The organism is Pseudomonadota bacterium (assembly GCA_039028155.1).
GTDB lineage: Bacteria > Pseudomonadota > Alphaproteobacteria > SP197 > SP197 > JANQGO01.
In genome coordinates this window covers 43478-59283 of sequence record JBCCIS010000020.1, presented here as the reverse complement: position 1 = coordinate 59283, position 15806 = coordinate 43478, and the positions used below count along the sequence as shown (strand labels likewise).

Here is a 15806-nt window from a genome sequence, read left to right as displayed (position 1 = left end):
TATGAGTAGAGCAGATTCATCTGCTCTAGGACGTCGCCTGGGCGAAGGCGGTCTTGCCGCGCGCGATCTCGGCCTCTTCAGCGGTTGTCAGCGGGCGCGGCTCGAGCCAGCCGTGGTAACCGGCGATGTGACCGGCGAGCGGCAGGGAAACATCGACATGGAAGTTGAAGCGGCCTTCCTCGACCGACTCGTAGGCGTCCGAGCGCGGCGCCAGCATCATCGGCATGGCGATACCGAACAGCGACCAGCGGCGCACGACGATGCGGAGGCGGCCGTCGGCGACCGCCAAACCCAGACCGACGGTTATGGCGCCAAACCGTTCGTTGACCAGGTAAGCCGAGCGGCCGCGCCCTTGTGACTGCACGCTTTCGAACGTCTGGCCGGCGAAGTCGCGGCGCCAGGTCTCCTGGCCGTCTTCGCCGGCGAACGTCACCTTGACTGGCATGTCGTCGCCGGCATCGGGGAAGCCGATCACGCGCCCGGCCAGACGCGCGAGAAACCCCGTGCCGCGCGTGACGCGTGCCCTGCCCTCCGCGACCATGGTGCCGTCGAGATCGTGCATCCCGCGGATCGGCGCTGGCAGATCGTCCCAGGCGCTGCCCAGGAGGCGGCGATAGAGCGGCTGCTGGGCGGTCGAGGGGCCCTCGTCGCGCACGCCCCAGCGCATGGAGAACCGTTCGAAGAGCGCTTCGTAATCCGCCAAGTCGACATCGTCGATCGCGGGACGGGCGCCCGGTTCAGGTATCCTTCCGGCAAGGCAGCGGCGCACGACCGCGGCGACCGCCATGGCCGGGATGAAGGGGCCGTGATCGTCTTCGGCGATCAGGTGCCAGGTGCGCTCGGTGCGCGTGCCGTCTTCGCCGCGCCCGGCGATAGCGACGAACATGCCGCTGCGGTCCTCGCCCCAGCGCAGCCACGACGCCAAGCGCGCGATGATCGGCGCGAACAGTTTGAGCGATGGCAAAAGACGAAAGCGCACGAGGTTGGCGGCGATGTTGAAGCCGCGCTGTGGCAGATCGGGGCCCGGCGAAAAGCCGAACCAGATCGCCTTGAGGCCATGCCACTGCAACAGCATGAGCTGGTTGTCGGGCACGTCGACCAGCGAGAACAGCCGGTTCTTCAGCGGCAGCACACCCGGCGGCGCGATGGTCGAGCGGCGGGTTTCGGCGAGCGCATAGCCGGTCACGGGCTGGCCGCGATAAACGAGCTCGATCGGCTTGCCCGCATAGGAGATACCGGCAATGACGACGTTCTTGCCGAGCGTCGCATGGGGGGACGGCGCGATGCCGGCGGTGATCGTCTCGACCCGCGGCATCGGCTCGGTCAGGTGACGCATGACCGCCGCCGACAGCGTCGGATAGGAACTGGCGCCGGTCAGCGCAAAACAGCCGTGTTCGCGTGCCACGTCGTTGAACTGGCCGATGCCCAGGACAAAGGCCGAAGCATCCGCCAGGTCGATATAGTTGACGCCGCCGCCGATGCAGGCGCGGACGAGCTTATAGACGTCGCCGGGGTAGTCCTGGAACGGGCCGGACGCATCGACCACGAGATCGGGGTCAAGGGCGCCGAGCGCGCCGATAATGTCGCCATCGCGGTCGAAAACCACAGGCTCCGCATCGGCGCCCGTCAAATGGGTGTCGCAGAAGGCGCGCGCCTTGGCGATGTTGCGGCCGGCGATCAGCAGCCTGACCCCGGGCTCGACGGCCACAAGCCGCGACAGCCGGCCGCCGAACGTGCCGTAACCCCCGACGATCATGACCGTCAGCTTGGTATCGCTCATGCCAGGAACCGGTCGCGGTAATCGTTGTCGACGAGGTAACAGACCTCGCGCCGGCCGAACAGCCGGAAACGGTTGCGCGCCACGAGGTCGTAGAGCCCGTCGCGCCAAGCGCGCGGCAGGACGGCGAACGCGATCGCAAGCGACCACGGAAAGCCAAGTCCCTTGGCCATGCGGATCGACCCTTCCGACTTGAACCAGGCGCGCCCATCCTCGATCAGGATGTTGGTCTCGTAGTTCTCGGGGTCGAGGCCCAAGTGGCGGTAGAGCGCATCACCCAACGGCGACTGCGCCGGCAGCAGCCGGTAGCGCCCTTGTCGGTCGTGCTTCAGCACGAATCGTGCCCAGCGCGAGCACAGGACGCAGTGACCGTCGAAAACGATGATCGGCCTGTCATCGGCGAATTCCGGGACCGCGGGATCGTCGCGGTAGGCGTAAGGCGCGATCATGGCGCGGGACCATAGCACGATCGCCGACCAGTCCGCGACGCGATGGACGGCGCGCGCAAAGCAACGCACAATCGGCGCGAAACCAGCCGTGGACATAGGGAACCGTTATGGACCTGGACGATCTGAAGCTCGAACTGAACAGGCTGTTGTCGGGTGTCGAACATCGCCCGGAAGACCGCCATGAACTGCACATGATGCTGCAGGAAAAACTCGGCGAGATGCGCGCCATGGGCATGCCGATCCCCGACGACCTGTTGCGTTTCGAGGCCGAGCTGGAAGAGGCCGAGGATGCGGAGGGAACGGAGGAGAAGCGCTGAGGACGGACCTGCCTAGTCGTCCAGTTCGGGATACGCCAGACCGGGATAGATGGCCAAACGCTCTCGTGCCAGGCGTTCTGCTTCGGCGACGTCCTCATCCGTCATCTGCCGTGCCAGATAGGTACGCCTAAACCGCACATGCTCAACGCCCTGGGCGACGGCCAAACTCATCCACATGAGTGCCTGGACCTTGTCCTTTGGTACGCCTAAACCCAGCTCGTAGTTGACTCCGAGCGACGCCTGCGCCTCGGCATGACCTTGTTCAGCAGCTTGGCGATACAACACGACCGCTTTTTCCCGATCTTCCGGAATGCCGACGCCAAGGTCATGCATGTAACCCAGATTGAACTGACCACCGGGGTGACCCTGGTCAGCGGCGCGCAGGAACCAATAGGCGGCTTCGGGATCGTCCTTTTCGACGCCTTCTCCGGCCAGGTACATCTCACCTAGAAAAACCTGCGCTTCGGGAACTCCTTGCTCGGCGGCCAAACGAAGCATTTGCGCGGCCGCTTCATCGTTCTCGTCGACGCCGAGGCCGTGCCGGTACATCAGTCCCAAGCTGCCCATCGCTTCGGGCAAGCCTTGCTGTGCCGCCAACCCATACCACTTGACGGCTTCAACGTAGTCGCGTGCGACGCCAAGCCCTTCGTAGTGGAAGTAGCCGACAAAGAACTGCGAACGCGCGTCGCCCTGTTCGGCCAGTGGACGCCAGATCTCGTACGCGGCTTGGTAATCGCCTCGCTCAAACGCCGGAATGCCATCGCCGAAGTCTGCTTTCACCGGTTCGGTCGCGAGGATGACTGTTAGAGCAAGTACGAGGCGCCTCATTCGTGAAACCCCAACAAACCTTCGGACCACCTCTCGAATCACCATCGGCCGACCTGTTACTGCGCGGTCTGCTGCAGGCACAACTGCGCTGCATCGGACATCTTCTTGTTGGACGCGACGATCTCCAGATCACTGGCGCCCGCCGACTTCTGCTCAAGAACGGCCGCGGTTACCGCCAGATACTCCTGGCGCGTCATCGTGACACGAATCTCTTCGATGACACACTTGCAGTACTGTCTCATAAACGCTGTGTCGCCAGCGGCAATACAGCTGGCATAGTCTTGTTCGAGCCAGGCTGGCGGAATCGGTTCCGCATGGGCATGGATCACGACCGACAAGACAAGTCCGGCGGCGAGCGAAGGCAGTCTCAGTACCGTTGTGAGCTTCATCGGCTGATTCATCCCAATCAGATGTGCGTCCTATTGAGCAAGCGCCATAAAGAACGATAAACTACCACAGGTTGTCGTTTGGAGGCTATCTTGTGCCCGTAGCAGCGTCGAGAGGGGTGGTGGTTGTCACCTCGGGTTTGCTGTTTTGTCTTGCCGTACTTTGCACGGCCGCCTGCAGTCAGCCCGCGTTCGAGGCCGAAGAGGCCGAGCGCTTTACACACGGGGACGGCAGCGATGGCATCACAATCAAAGCTAGAGACTGCTTCTATTCGGCACTGATCTCCAAAACCGACTGCAGCTACAGCGACCCCGAGCCGCTTGCGGCGGAGTACTGTTCCGGCCTCGGCAAAACAGCCGAGCTCTATCACGTCACGGCGGACCGCAACTACTATGTCTACAAGTGCCTTTAGCGCCGGTGGTTCATCGCCGATATCGTCGACTGGGGCGCCCCGGCCTCTAGAACAAGCTGACCATTCTGGTCATCGACTGCCAGCGTTGCAGGCGTCGATGCCTAGCCTTCGTGTCGTGTTCAGCGACGGCGGGAACCAAGAGGTTTGAGCGCGTGGAGGAACCCTGATGGAAGCGCTCGGGTTGGCGTTCATTTTTTTGGGCTTCATGTGCGCCATTCCCGTTTTCTATTCGATGAAGGGCGTTCGCCGATTTTGGGGTGCAGACTTCAAAGACGCCAGGTCGAAGGTCGAAGACCGGCAGTGCACCGGGTGGCACATCAGAGATATTGAACATCAGACCTGGAAGGTCAGGTTGTTTCAACTGGGCGGTGCCTTTTGCACAGTTGGCGTTGTCCTTACATTGCTGTCGTTGTTCTAGGTGTGCGGAAAGGCGCGAAAGCTCGAGCTTCACGAAAACCAGCTTCAGAACAAGTTCACCTTCCTGGTCATCGACTGCCAGCGTTGCAAGCGCTCGCGCATGCCCTTTGGGTCGCGTTCGGCGACGGCGTGGACGAGGACGTTCAGCGCGGCGACCAGCGCGCCGGTGGATTCGAGCAGCAGGCCGCTGCGCGACGGTGCGTGGACGATGAGGTCGGTGTAGCTCTGCGCCCAGTGGCAGGACTCGTCGGAGACGACGACGAGATCGCGGCCGGCGTCACGGCACATCTGGCAGAGAACCGGCGCCTCACGCGCGTATGGCACGACGTCGACGACGATCAGGCAATCGGGTTTGCCGTCGCCGTCCGTCTGCGCAGCGCCGACCCATTCCGTCAGCATGCTGTCGTGGGCTGCAAGAAAACGTACGTCGTCGCGGGCGATCGCCAGCCGGCGCGAAAAGTCCTCGGCCGCGCCGCGCACCGACTGGAACCCGGTGACAAAGACGCTGCGGGCTTCGGCGACCGTCTCGACCAGACGCTCGGCGCGGTCGCCGGAGAATTGTTCGAAGACGGTGATAAGCGCCCTCACCTCGGAATCCAGCATGTCCTTCAGCGGGTCGTCGTCCAGCGTCGTGCTGCGCGCGAAGCCCAACTGGCCGGCGCTCTGGTCGGCCTGCATCTCGCGTTTGAGGCCGGGCATGCCGCGGTAGCCGAGCCGGCTTAAGAGGCGGCTGACCGTCACCTCGCTGGTGCCGGCCTTCATGGCGATCGACGCGCCGGTCTCGAAGCCCAGTTCGCCCGCGTTCAACAGAATGAACTGGGCGACCTTCGCCTCCTGGCGCGGCAGCGTCGGCATCAGCTCCTCGATCTGCGTGACGAAGCGCGGCTGGCTCGCCAATGGATGAGAGGAGAAGATTTCCTTCATGAAAGTAATCTTTCACTCATTGACTTTGGAAGAATACTTTCATAGCGTTTTGGACAAATCAACGGGTTTGGGCGGCTGCGTTTCCGCATCGGCGCCGCCGCTCACGACAACAACCGCGGCGCGGCATGGATGAGGGGAGACGAGGTATGAGCGATCCAACCAGAACGGCGGCAGCAGCTTTGAAGGGCGTTTTCGCCGGCGTGGCGGTGGCCGCGCTTGTCGCGGCCACGGCGCCCGAAGCCCGGGCCCAGGGCGAATTGAACGTCTATAACTGGGGCGACTACATCAACCCGGAGGTCCTGAAGCGCTTCGAGGACGAGACCGGCATCAAGGTCAACCTGGATACCTATGGCACCAACGAAGAGATGCTGGCCAAGATCCAGGCCGGCGCGACCGGTTACGACATCGTGTTCCCGTCGGTCCACATGCATGACATCATGTACAAGCTGGACCTCTTGTGGGAGAGCAACATCAACGAGAGCCCGGGCTTCGAGAACATCGATCCGGACTTCATCCGTGCCCAGACGGATCCCGATGGTTCGTGGTGCCTGCCCTATGCCTGGGGCACGGTCGGCATCATCTACAACAAGAACATCGTGCCGGAGGTGACGAGCTGGGAAGACTTCTTCGCCATCCCCGAGGAGCATGGCGGCAAAATCACCATGCTGGACGATCTGCGCGAGACCATCGGGGTCGGCCTGATCGTCAACGGCTATTCGGTCAACACAAACAATCCCGACGAGATCAAGGTCGCCGAGGATTACATCACCGAACGGCGCGACAACATTTCAGCCTTCACCTATGACGTGATCCCGCTGGTGCAGTCCGGCGATATCGCCGCCGCGCACTGGTATGTCGGCGCCATGTACGCGGTGCTGCAGGATCCCGATAACCTGGGCTATGTCATCCCGTCGGAAGGCGCGACGATGTATCAGGAAGACATCTGCGTTCTTGAATCCGCGCCCAACAAGGAGAACGCGGTCAAGTTCATGGAGTTCTACCTGCAGCCCGAAATCCCGGTGCTGAACGTGGAACAGCAGCTGAACGGCACGCCCAATATGGTGTCGCGCGAGATGCTGCCGGAGGAGTTCAAGAGCCACCCCGGCATGAACCCCTCCCAGGAGGTGATGGCCAAGCTGCAGATCTTTGAGGATCTGGGCGAGGACCTGAAACTCTACGACCGGGCGTGGACGAGGATCCGCACCCAGTAATCCCAGAAACTGCGGGCGGGGGCCGCCATGCTTGCGGCACCCGTCCGGCTTCGTCATCCTTGGCACTGCTTGGGCAGTTGGGGCGTCTGATCATCCCATGCTTGTTGTCATCTCCGAAGCGGTCAAGCGGTTCGCCGCGCCGGAAGGCGGCTTCATCAACGCGCTCGATGCCGTTTCGTTGGATGTCGGCGACAGCGAGTTCGTGACGCTCCTGGGCCCGTCGGGCTGCGGCAAGACCACCCTGCTTCGCGCCATCAGCGGCTTCGAGGATCTGGATTCCGGCTCCATCACCATCGACGGCCAGGCGATGGAACACGTGCCGCCGCACAAGCGCCCGGTCAACACGGTCTTTCAGAACTACGCCCTCTTTCCGCATCTTTCCGTCGGCGACAACATCACCTATGGGCTGGAGGTCACCGGTTGTCCCAAGCCCGAACGCAAGAAACGTATGGCGGACGCACTCGAGCTGGTCGGGCTGGGCGGGTTCGAGCGGCGCAAACCGCGCCAGCTTTCCGGCGGCCAGCAACAGCGCGTCGCCCTGGCGCGCGCCATCGTCAACCGGCCTAAGCTGCTGTTGCTCGACGAGCCGTTGTCGGCGCTGGACCGCAAGCTGCGCCAGACCATGCAGCTTGAGCTGAAGAACATCCAGGACGAGCTCGGCATCTCCTTCGTCTTCGTGACCCACGATCAGGAAGAAGCGCTGACCATGTCGGACCGCATCATCGTGATGGACCACGGGCGGGTGCAGCAGATGGGCACGCCGACAGAGATCTATGACGCGCCGGCCTCGATCTTCGTCGCCCAGTTCATCGGCGAGAGCAACCTGTTCGAAGGCAAGGTCTCGCGCGACGGCAACGCGGTGATGGTGGAGACCGAACACGGCCTGCGCCTTTTCGCCACCGACAGCGCGGGCGCTCTGACAAACGGCGGGCGCGCGACGGTCCTGATTCGTCCGGAGGACCTGGACCTCGCCAAGGACGACGATACGGGCGGCAGCGATCACGCGCTGATCGACGCGACGCTGATGCAGACAGTCTTTGTCGGTTCCGACTTCCAGGTCGTCGCCGAGACGGCGGACGGTCAGGAGATCAAGGCGACGATCCGCGATCCCTCGCGCAGTCTTTCGTCCCGCCTGACCCACGGCGCGCCGGTGCGTTTCCGCTATCGTCATGACGCGGCGCGCCTGTTGCCGGCGGATCAGGTGTCATGAACGGCAGCGCGCGCGGGCGCCGCCGCGGCGACCTGATGCGCCTTCTGGCGCCGGTCACGATCTTTCTCGGCATCTTCTTTCTGGCGCCGCTCTCGATCCTGTTCGTGTATGCCTTTCTGGAGCCGGGCCTTTATGGCGGCGTCTCCTGGAACTTCTATCACCAGAACTTCGGGCGCATCCTGGGCTGGGCCGACGGCGTCTATGAGGAATACGACCCCGTCTATATCCAGATCTTTCTGCGCTCGGTGCGCCTGGCGCTGACCACCGTCTTCGGGTGTCTGATCATTTGCTATCCCGCCGCGCTATGGGTGAGCCGCCTGCCCGACCGCTGGAAGTCGTTCTGCATCTTCCTGATCACGCTGCCCTTCTTCGCGAGCCTGGTCGTGCGCCTGTTCGCCTGGATGCTGATCCTGAAGCCGAGCGGCTGGATCAACGAGACGCTGCTCGCTTTGAGCCTGATCACCGAACCCTTCGACATGTTGTTCACCGAAGGCGCGGTCATCGTCGGCATGATCTATGTCTTGATCCCCTTCATGTTTCTGCCGCTCTATGCCAGCCTCGAAAAACTGGACCGGAGCCTGATCGAGGCGTCGAGCGATCTGGGCGCCAACCGGCTCAAGACCTTCCTGCGCGTGACGCTGCCGCTGTCGCTGCCTGGCATCATCGGCGGCTCGATCATCGTCTTCATCCCGAGCCTCGGGAACTTCGTCGTGCCGGACCTTCTGGGCGGCGCCAAAGTGCTGATGATCGGCAATCTGATCGAGCAGCAATTCCTGATGGCGCGGAACTGGCCGTTCGGCTCCGCGCTCGCCATGATCGTGCTTGCCGCGGTCCTGATCTTCCTCTTGATCTATGTCTCCGTCGTCACGCGTTCGGAAGACACGCGCGGGCAGCAGGGCGTCTGACATGCTGGAGCGCCTGACATACCGGCTGACGCGGCTGAGCGGCAAAGTGCTGATGCTCTACGGCATCCTCTTCTTCTGCTTCATCTACGCGCCGATGCTGATCATCCTGGTCTATTCGTTCAACGCGAACCCCATCAACATGATGTCGTGGAGCGGGTTCACGTTTGACTGGTACCGCTCGATCTTCGGTCTCTCCAACAAGCTCACCGAGCAGGCGCTCTATATCGAGTCGACGGAGCAGCTGACCAACGCGGTGATGAACAGCCTGATCGTCGCGTTCACGACGACGGCAATCTCGACGGTGATCGGCACCATGACGGCGCTGGCGCTCGCGCGCTACCGGTTCAAGGTGAAGGCGTTCTACCGCATGCTCGTCTTCATGCCGATGATCATCCCCGACATCGTGCTGGGCCTGGCGCTGCTGATTTACTTCGTCACCATCGGCGTCAAGCTGGGGCTGACCACCATCATCATCGGCCACTGCACGTTCTTGGGCAGCTACGTCTTTATCGTGGTGAGCGCGCGGCTGGCCGGCATGGACCAGACCTATGAGGAGGCCTCCGCCGATCTGGGCGCCAACAGCTGGGTCACCTTCCGCCGCGTCACGCTCCCCTTGATCATGCCGGGCGTCATCGGCGGCGCATTGCTCGCCTTCATCATCTCGATGGACGATCTGGTCATCACCTACTTCATCGCCGGCGTCGACTCGACGACGCTGCCGGTCTTTATCTACGGCATGCTGCGCCGCGGCGTGAAACCGGAGATCAACGCCATCGCGACGCTGATGATCCTCTTCTCCCTGATCGTCGCATCCGCCGGGCTTTACTTCCGGTCGCGTTCGACGCGGTAGCGGGCGACAACCACTTCAAACGATCTCGAATACCTCGCCCGAGCCCGTGTCGCGGTAGTAATCCACCCGCTCGCCATTCCAGTGGTAATCGAGGTGGCGGCCCTGGAGCGGGTTGGTGGCGAGGTCGGGATAGAAAAGACCGGTGCACTCGCCGCCATCACACCGCACGCTGCGGTAGGCGACGCCGTCGGATCCCGCCCGGCGCAGGTCCGCGCCCACCACTTGGGCGGCGGTGTAGTCGTCGGGATCGTGTACATCGGCGGATGCCGCGTCGTCGGCACGCAGGTCGTGCAGTTCGCCGGCGACGTCGAGCACGATCTCGCGGAACTGGGAGGCCCAGCCGGCTGCCTCGTTGGTGCGCGCCATGAAGCGGCCATGGTGATAAACGGTCTCCAGCAGCGCGACCTCGAACCGGTCGCCGGCATAAAGCACGCCATAGGTGCCGTCGGTGAAGCGGCTGGGGCGGTCGGTGCTGATATGGGTGAAGGGCGCCATCAGATAGGTTGCGCCGACACCGCCGACGCGCCGGTCTTCGGGCACCAGATCGAGGTTGCCGATGGTTTCCATCAGGCGCGGGTTTGTCTTCTGCTCGGCGGAGATCAGCAGCGGCCAGTCGGCGGGATCGGCGATATCCTCAAAGAGGTCGATGGGCGGATGGCGGCTATTGATGATGCGCACGGCACCCGGCCACGAGACACGCGTCGTCGGGATCGTGTCCGTATCAATCACGTGTTGTTAGCCATCATGGGCCACGCACCGCGTCGAGATAGCGGCGCACGCGCATGAGATCGGTCATCTCGCCGCCCAGCATGACGTCGAGCGCGGTGCGCCCACCAAAGGCGTCGTTCGGCGCCTTGATCCAGCCATAGGCGCGCTGTGTCTCGCGGAAGGTAATGCGAAGTGCCTTGTGAATGCCCATGATGTTCGAGAGCCGCGCCCGCCCGTCGCGGCTGATGCGCCCCGGCCCTTCCGCTTTCCAGCGGCCATAGGTCCGGGGTTTGAGGTCGAGCAGGACGGCGGCCTCGTCGTCGGTCAGGCCCCAGCGGCGGAACAGATTGACCGCGGCGCGGAACATCGCGGCCGCCTCGTCGTCGGTGATCGGCGCGGGCACGAAGTCAGGCGCGCGGGTGTCGATGGGCTGTAGCTGGGCCATCACACAATCTCCTATATGGCACTATATAGGAATTTTCTCGCCAATTGGCAAGGTGACGGGTAGAACGGAGCGCGACGCGCCCGGGAGCCCGTGCTTTTCTTGTCGAAACAGGATGGCCGAAACAGGATGAATGCGATGAAGAAACTGCCCCTGGACCCCGCCGACCATGATCTGATCAAGGCGGCGCATGACGAGTTCGACAAGCCGACGTCCCATGACTGGCACGGCGTCTCTGCCGCGATCCGGCTGAAGTCAGGGTCGGTCGTCACCGGCCTGGTGCTGGAGGCTGAGGTGCCGGCGCTGACCGTGTGCGCCGAACCGATCACGATCGGCAAAGCGTTGGCCGATATCGCGAGTGATCCGGTTGTCTGCGTGGTCGCGACCCGGGAACGCGAGGAGAGCGACCACAAAGTCATACCGCCATGCGGACGGTGCCGGGAGTTCATCACCGACTACTGTCCCGAGGCCACGGTCATCGTGTTCGATGAGGCCGACGCTTGTCTCTATAAAGTCCCGGCCGGCGACCTGCTGCCGTTCAAGTATGTCGCCATGGCCTAGAGCGGATCGCGATTGATCGCGTCATTCCGCTCTCGATTGTCTCTAAGCAATCGGAAAGTCGTCGAGCGCCCTCGCCCAATCCTTCAGGCTTGCCACCATCTGTTTGGCCTCGTTCTTCGGCCGCGCCGTCGCGTCGCGCAGGACCGCATCGATGGCAAAGGTGAGGACGCGCATGCGCGCGATCTGTTCGGCGGTGGGTCGCGCCCCGCCGGCAAGGGCGGTCGCGCGATCGTGGACGACCTTGTTCATGACGTCCTGATCGTAGGCATGAAGCCGCGGAATGGAGCGGGCAGCGTTCAGGAGCTGTGACGCGCCAGGCTCCTGGAAGTAGATTTCAGCACGCGCGTCGATCATGGCGTCGATGGAGTCATCGTGCAGATGTTCCGTCTTCGCGTACCAGCGTTTCAGCAGCATCAGGAGAATGTCGTACTTGTCGGCGAAGTACTGATAGGCCGTGCCCACAGCCATGCCCGCCTCGCGCGCCGTCTTGTCGACCGAGAATCCATCGACTCCATCGCGTTCAAGAACACGGGCTGCGCCTTCGAGCAGGCGCTCAACGGTTTCCTGGGCGCGGTCTTGGCGCGGTTTTCTGCGCGATACGGATGATGCCATGGACGCGGGGATCCTCTCTGAAGCCGGGCGACGACGCCCTTAACCCACAGACGGGTCGTGTTGACAAACACGGTAGCATGGGCGATCTTTCCTGAATATGAGGAATTCCTCATATTCTTTGTCGCGCTAAGCTGAGGGAGAATTCGATCATGTCGTCGCTGGAAGGTCTGCTGGGCGCTTGCCATACCTACCTCGACCTGCCGGTCGAGCGGATCCGTACCTTCGAACCCGGTCACTACACGTCGGAGGCGTTCTATGACCTGGAGATCGATCACATCTGGAAGAAGGAGTGGATCAACGTTGGCCATGTCAGCGAGGTGCGTAACCCCGGCGACTATTTCACCATCGAGCTGATCGGCGAGCCGATGATGATCGTGCGCGGCCAGGACATGAGATTGCGCGCGCTCTCCACGGTCTGCCGCCACCGCTACATGCTGGTCTCGAAGAACAAGGAGACCGGCAACAAGCGGCGCTTCCAGTGCCCGTATCACCACTGGACCTACGACACCTCGGGCCAGCTCGTGCACGCCATGTACATGGAAGACAATCAGGACTTTGACCAGTCAACGATCTGCCTGCCCGAGTTCCGCCTGGAAGTCTGGAACGATCTGATCTGGGTCAACCTGGACGATAATGCCCCACCCTTCGCGCCGAAGGTGGAAGCCTTGGACGATCTCTTCAGCGTCTACGCGCCCGGTGACACCTGGGAGATGACCAACCACTACGACAAGATCTGGCCCGGCAACTGGAAGAACTTCTGCGAGAACAACATGGAGGGCTATCACCACATGGGCCTCCACAAGGACACGCTGGAGATCTATTCGCCGACGCGCAACACGACCAACATTACATACGGTGAAAACTGGACGCGCTATCAGGTGCTCTACGACATGGATCTGGAGATGGCGAAGGAACTGGTCGAACAGACCGACTGGAAGCCCGGCGACATGAAGCAGAACCATCCCGCACTTGACATCCTGATGATCCACCCGGCCAACGCCTTCGTCATTTATCCGGGTGGCGCCGGTTTCTACGCGCTGTGGCCGACCGCCGTCGACGAGGTGCGGTACCGCGCGGGCTCGATCAGACCGATCGGCGGCGATCTGGACCGCTTCACCGCCGAAGGCGAGGAGTACGATTCCATGCGACCGCTGGACGAGGACGGCGAGAGCATGCCGCACATCGCCCGCGGCGTGCGCTCATCAAAGGCCGCCGCCGGCTACCTCACCTGGATGGAGGAGCCGATCCTGCGCTGGATGCAGTGGATTTCCAGACGAGTCGTCGATGGGGCGGCAGCTCCGCACTGAGGACGGTTCCGGTACACTGAGAGCATGACTTGCCCTAACCTCTCGGGCGGCCGCAGTGTGCCGTGTTGATCATTGGGTGAGAGGGCAATGCCAGGAAACCAAGGCGCCGACGTCCAGCCGGCCGATTGGAAGACGCAGATCTATGCTGTCCTGAAGGAGGCCGGCGTGCGGCACGCGGTCTATGTGCCCGACGCCGGCCACGCGACGGCGATTGAGCTGTTCGAAGCGGACGACACCGTCACCTCCGTCGTTTTGACTACCGAAGAAGAAGGCATCGGCTATCTGGCTGGCGCGTGGCTGGGTGGCGAACGTGGGGTGCTCTTGATGCAGTCCAGCGGCGTCGGCAACTGCCTCAACACTCTGGCGCTGCAGACGTGTTCGCGGTTTCCGCTGTTAATGGTCGTCACCATGCGCGGCGAGTGGGCGGAGTTCAACGCCTGGCAGAACCCGATGGGTCAGGCGACGGAACCCGCGCTGAGACTGATGGGCGCTCTCACCTGGCGCGCCGATCGGCCTGATGAGGTTGAACCGTTGCTGCGCGGTGCCGCGACCATGGCGTTTGACGGCGATCAGGCCTGTGCCGTGCTGTTGGGCCAGCGCCTGATCGGCACCAAGGAATGGGTCAAACCGACATGACCGGCGCACGCTTGAACCGGCGCGACGTTGTCGCTGAACTTCTGCAGGGCCGTGGCGACCTTATCGTGTGCAGCGGACTGGGTTCACCGTCTTACGATGTCATGGCGGCAGGCGACCACGACAGGAACTATTATCTGTGGGCGGCGATGGGAAGCGCGGTAACGGTCGGACTGGGTCTTGCCATGGCGCGTCCGCAAGACAGCATTCTCGTCGTGACCGGCGATGGTGAAATGCTGATGGGACTCGGCGCGCTTGCGACCATCGCGGTCAAGGCGCCGAAGAACCTGACCATCGCTGTCCTCGACAACGGCCACTATGGCGAGACAGGCATGCAGCGAAGCCATACCGGCCTCGGCGTCGCGCTCGATCAAGTGGCAAAAGGCGCCGGATTTGCATGGACGTCACGCATCACGGCGATGGCGGGTGTCGCCGATCTGCGCCAGCGGCTGCATGCAAACGACTCCCTCGCCTTCGCATCGATCGACATTTCCCAGGACGACGTCCCGCGCGTTCTGCCGCCGCGCGATGCCGTCCATATCAAGAACCGTTTTCGCGCGGCGCTTGGATACGCACCCCTTTGAGGTCGGATGCCGTGGGCGTGACGCTTCACTCCGGCGTGAAGCGTGAGATCTTCGTGCCTTGGATGCCAGCGCCCGCCATGAGGCCTTCCTGATCGAAGAAGAAGACCAGGATGTCTTCTTCCAGCTCCGAGACGGTGACACTGGATGACCAGCCGTCGTCGCCATAGACGAGCGTCGGCGCGGAACCGACATCCCAGCCATCGCTGCTGTCGAGATACGAGAGCGCTTGGTCGTTCATGAAGAACATGGCGTAGCCGAAGGTCTGGCCGCCGATCTGCAGACCGAACGACGCGGCTGTGGTCTCGTAGTAGCCCTCTGTCTTGCCGCCGGACAGCAGCGCGCCTTCGCCATACTGGCCGCCGATGATGAGGCCCGCTTTGGTCACGTCCGGGAACACCAGAACGGCGACCGCCTTCTCGTTGACCTCGGCCGCGGCCGGCACCGTTTCGAGCAGCTTGGCGAGCGCCGCTCTGGTCGATGCATCAAGTTCGGCCGCCGTGGCGGCATATGTCTTGGACGGTGCCAACGAAAGCGACAACACAAGGCAGACGGCAACGACGTGCAACGCCAGAATAGTCCGTGTCCCCATGATCTTCCCCCTCTGGATCGATTGGACCAGGCTTCGTAGCCACCACGTTACCAGATAACCTGCGCGTGGCGACCACCCCAAGTGTGTTAACGTCACGACAGCGCACCAAACAAGACGTCACTTAGCAAACGGGAGGCGACGATGTTGAACCCTTTCAGAACGGCAACAATGGCTTTCCTGGTTCTCGTCACGAGCTTTGGCGTGGGCTGGGCCGGTTCCATGGATGAGGAAAAGGCGCTCTCGGCCGGTTCGATCGAGATGTGGTCAACCGGTGACCTGGATCTGGTCGATCAAACGTTCACGAAGGACTACATCAACCATCAGCAACCGGATGTCGACGGCGGCGTCGAGTCGCTGACGCTCGATGAGTGGACAAAAGCGCTGAAGGGCTACCGCCAGTCGTTCCCAGAGACCACCGTCGAAATCCTGATGCAGGTCGGCGAAGGCGACACGGTGGCGACACACTGGCGGTTCACGGGAACCCAGACCGGCACCTATCTGGGCCTGGAGCCAACCGGCAAGACTGTGACGTGGACCGGCACCCAAATTGACCGCTTCGAGGACGGCAAGATCGCCGAGAGCTGGGTCAACTGGGACATGTACACCATGTTCAAGCAGCTTGGCCTGCTGAAGTAGCGCCACCTCTCGCTGGACGGTGCGGCGACCTCCAAGGGGGGCATGAG

General features: G+C 62.7%; 21 protein-coding genes. 11 read left to right on the top strand and 10 right to left on the bottom strand.

The window, feature by feature from the left end:
* Positions 1-25 precede the first annotated feature (25 nt).
* A complete protein-coding gene (locus AAF563_12590; GenBank protein ID MEM7122113.1) occupies positions 26-1780 on the bottom strand; it encodes a DUF4166 domain-containing protein in 1755 nt (584 codons plus the stop codon).
* Complete coding sequence (locus AAF563_12585; GenBank protein MEM7122112.1) at positions 1777-2226, bottom strand: DCC1-like thiol-disulfide oxidoreductase family protein; 450 nt, start codon at positions 2224-2226, stop codon at positions 1777-1779. Before AAF563_12585 ends, AAF563_12590 begins: the two co-directional genes overlap by 4 nt.
* 107 nt (positions 2227-2333) lie before the next feature.
* Between AAF563_12585 and AAF563_12580 the strand changes: the two genes are divergently transcribed.
* Positions 2334-2543 (top strand): hypothetical protein, encoded by a 210-nt coding sequence (locus AAF563_12580; GenBank protein MEM7122111.1) that lies wholly within the window; start codon positions 2334-2336, stop codon positions 2541-2543.
* A gap of 12 nt (positions 2544-2555) precedes the next feature.
* Here AAF563_12580 and AAF563_12575 read toward each other — a convergent pair whose 3' ends face one another.
* On the bottom strand, positions 2556-3416 hold the full coding sequence (locus AAF563_12575) for a tetratricopeptide repeat protein (protein MEM7122110.1): 861 nt from the start codon (positions 3414-3416) through the stop codon (positions 2556-2558).
* Between the two features lie 11 nt (positions 3417-3427).
* Positions 3428-3760 (bottom strand): hypothetical protein, encoded by a 333-nt coding sequence (locus tag AAF563_12570; protein ID MEM7122109.1) that lies wholly within the window; start codon positions 3758-3760, stop codon positions 3428-3430.
* Positions 3761-3879: 119 nt separating this feature from the next.
* Between AAF563_12570 and AAF563_12565 the strand changes: the two genes are divergently transcribed.
* Positions 3880-4170 carry a hypothetical protein gene (locus AAF563_12565; GenBank protein ID MEM7122108.1) on the top strand — a complete coding sequence of 97 codons (291 nt, stop codon included), beginning with the start codon at positions 3880-3882 and terminating at the stop codon, positions 4168-4170.
* A gap of 46 nt (positions 4171-4216) precedes the next feature.
* Here AAF563_12565 and AAF563_12560 read toward each other — a convergent pair whose 3' ends face one another.
* Both AAF563_12560 and AAF563_12555 read right to left on the bottom strand, forming a co-directional pair.
* Positions 4217-4621, bottom strand: a complete 405-nt coding sequence (locus AAF563_12560; protein MEM7122107.1) for a hypothetical protein — start codon at positions 4619-4621, stop codon at positions 4217-4219.
* A gap of 11 nt (positions 4622-4632) precedes the next feature.
* Complete coding sequence (locus AAF563_12555) at positions 4633-5511, bottom strand: MurR/RpiR family transcriptional regulator (protein MEM7122106.1); 879 nt, start codon at positions 5509-5511, stop codon at positions 4633-4635.
* 146 nt (positions 5512-5657) lie between these two features.
* Between AAF563_12555 and AAF563_12550 the strand changes: the two genes are divergently transcribed.
* The 4 genes from AAF563_12550 to AAF563_12535 all read left to right on the top strand — a co-directional run bounded on the left by AAF563_12550 (position 5658) and on the right by AAF563_12535 (position 9687).
* The gene (locus AAF563_12550) at positions 5658-6722 is read left to right on the top strand and encodes a spermidine/putrescine ABC transporter substrate-binding protein (protein MEM7122105.1); all 1065 of its coding nucleotides are present in this window, start codon (positions 5658-5660) and stop codon (positions 6720-6722) included.
* Positions 6723-6819: 97 nt separating this feature from the next.
* On the top strand, positions 6820-7932 hold the full coding sequence (locus tag AAF563_12545; GenBank protein MEM7122104.1) for an ABC transporter ATP-binding protein: 1113 nt from the start codon (positions 6820-6822) through the stop codon (positions 7930-7932).
* Positions 7929-8837: an ABC transporter permease gene (locus AAF563_12540; protein ID MEM7122103.1), complete on the top strand. Its 909-nt coding sequence runs from the start codon at positions 7929-7931 to the stop codon at positions 8835-8837. The genes AAF563_12545 and AAF563_12540 overlap by 4 nt, the downstream gene beginning before the upstream one ends.
* A gap of 1 nt (position 8838) precedes the next feature.
* On the top strand, positions 8839-9687 hold the full coding sequence (locus tag AAF563_12535; protein ID MEM7122102.1) for an ABC transporter permease: 849 nt from the start codon (positions 8839-8841) through the stop codon (positions 9685-9687).
* A gap of 15 nt (positions 9688-9702) precedes the next feature.
* Here AAF563_12535 and AAF563_12530 read toward each other — a convergent pair whose 3' ends face one another.
* Together AAF563_12530 and AAF563_12525 are read right to left on the bottom strand one after the other, a co-directional pair.
* Positions 9703-10416 carry an RES family NAD+ phosphorylase gene (locus AAF563_12530; GenBank protein MEM7122101.1) on the bottom strand — a complete coding sequence of 238 codons (714 nt, stop codon included), beginning with the start codon at positions 10414-10416 and terminating at the stop codon, positions 9703-9705.
* A gap of 13 nt (positions 10417-10429) precedes the next feature.
* Positions 10430-10840 carry an MbcA/ParS/Xre antitoxin family protein gene (locus AAF563_12525; GenBank protein MEM7122100.1) on the bottom strand — a complete coding sequence of 137 codons (411 nt, stop codon included), beginning with the start codon at positions 10838-10840 and terminating at the stop codon, positions 10430-10432.
* Positions 10841-10975: 135 nt separating this feature from the next.
* Here AAF563_12525 and AAF563_12520 point away from each other — a divergent pair, with 135 nt between their 5' ends.
* Entirely contained in the window at positions 10976-11398 is a 423-nt protein-coding gene (locus AAF563_12520; protein MEM7122099.1) for a cytidine deaminase, read from the top strand.
* 42 nt (positions 11399-11440) lie between these two features.
* Here the strand turns inward: AAF563_12520 and AAF563_12515 are convergent, their stop codons facing one another.
* Positions 11441-12010 carry a helix-turn-helix domain-containing protein gene (locus AAF563_12515; GenBank protein MEM7122098.1) on the bottom strand — a complete coding sequence of 190 codons (570 nt, stop codon included), beginning with the start codon at positions 12008-12010 and terminating at the stop codon, positions 11441-11443.
* A 149-nt stretch (positions 12011-12159) separates the two neighbouring features.
* On the opposite strand from AAF563_12515, the gene AAF563_12510 reads away from it, so the two are divergent.
* The 3 genes from AAF563_12510 to AAF563_12500 all read left to right on the top strand — a co-directional run bounded on the left by AAF563_12510 (position 12160) and on the right by AAF563_12500 (position 14534).
* Positions 12160-13317: a Rieske 2Fe-2S domain-containing protein gene (locus AAF563_12510; GenBank protein ID MEM7122097.1), complete on the top strand. Its 1158-nt coding sequence runs from the start codon at positions 12160-12162 to the stop codon at positions 13315-13317.
* 87 nt (positions 13318-13404) lie between these two features.
* Entirely contained in the window at positions 13405-13953 is a 549-nt protein-coding gene (locus AAF563_12505) for a thiamine pyrophosphate-binding protein (protein ID MEM7122096.1), read from the top strand.
* The gene (locus AAF563_12500) at positions 13950-14534 is read left to right on the top strand and encodes a thiamine pyrophosphate-dependent enzyme (protein ID MEM7122095.1); all 585 of its coding nucleotides are present in this window, start codon (positions 13950-13952) and stop codon (positions 14532-14534) included. The genes AAF563_12505 and AAF563_12500 overlap by 4 nt, the downstream gene beginning before the upstream one ends.
* A 25-nt stretch (positions 14535-14559) precedes the next feature.
* Here AAF563_12500 and AAF563_12495 read toward each other — a convergent pair whose 3' ends face one another.
* The gene (locus tag AAF563_12495; protein ID MEM7122094.1) at positions 14560-15123 is read right to left on the bottom strand and encodes a lipid-binding SYLF domain-containing protein; all 564 of its coding nucleotides are present in this window, start codon (positions 15121-15123) and stop codon (positions 14560-14562) included.
* Between the two features lie 141 nt (positions 15124-15264).
* On the opposite strand from AAF563_12495, the gene AAF563_12490 reads away from it, so the two are divergent.
* Positions 15265-15759 (top strand): ester cyclase, encoded by a 495-nt coding sequence (locus tag AAF563_12490; GenBank protein ID MEM7122093.1) that lies wholly within the window; start codon positions 15265-15267, stop codon positions 15757-15759.
* The last annotated feature ends 47 nt before the right edge of the window (positions 15760-15806 follow it).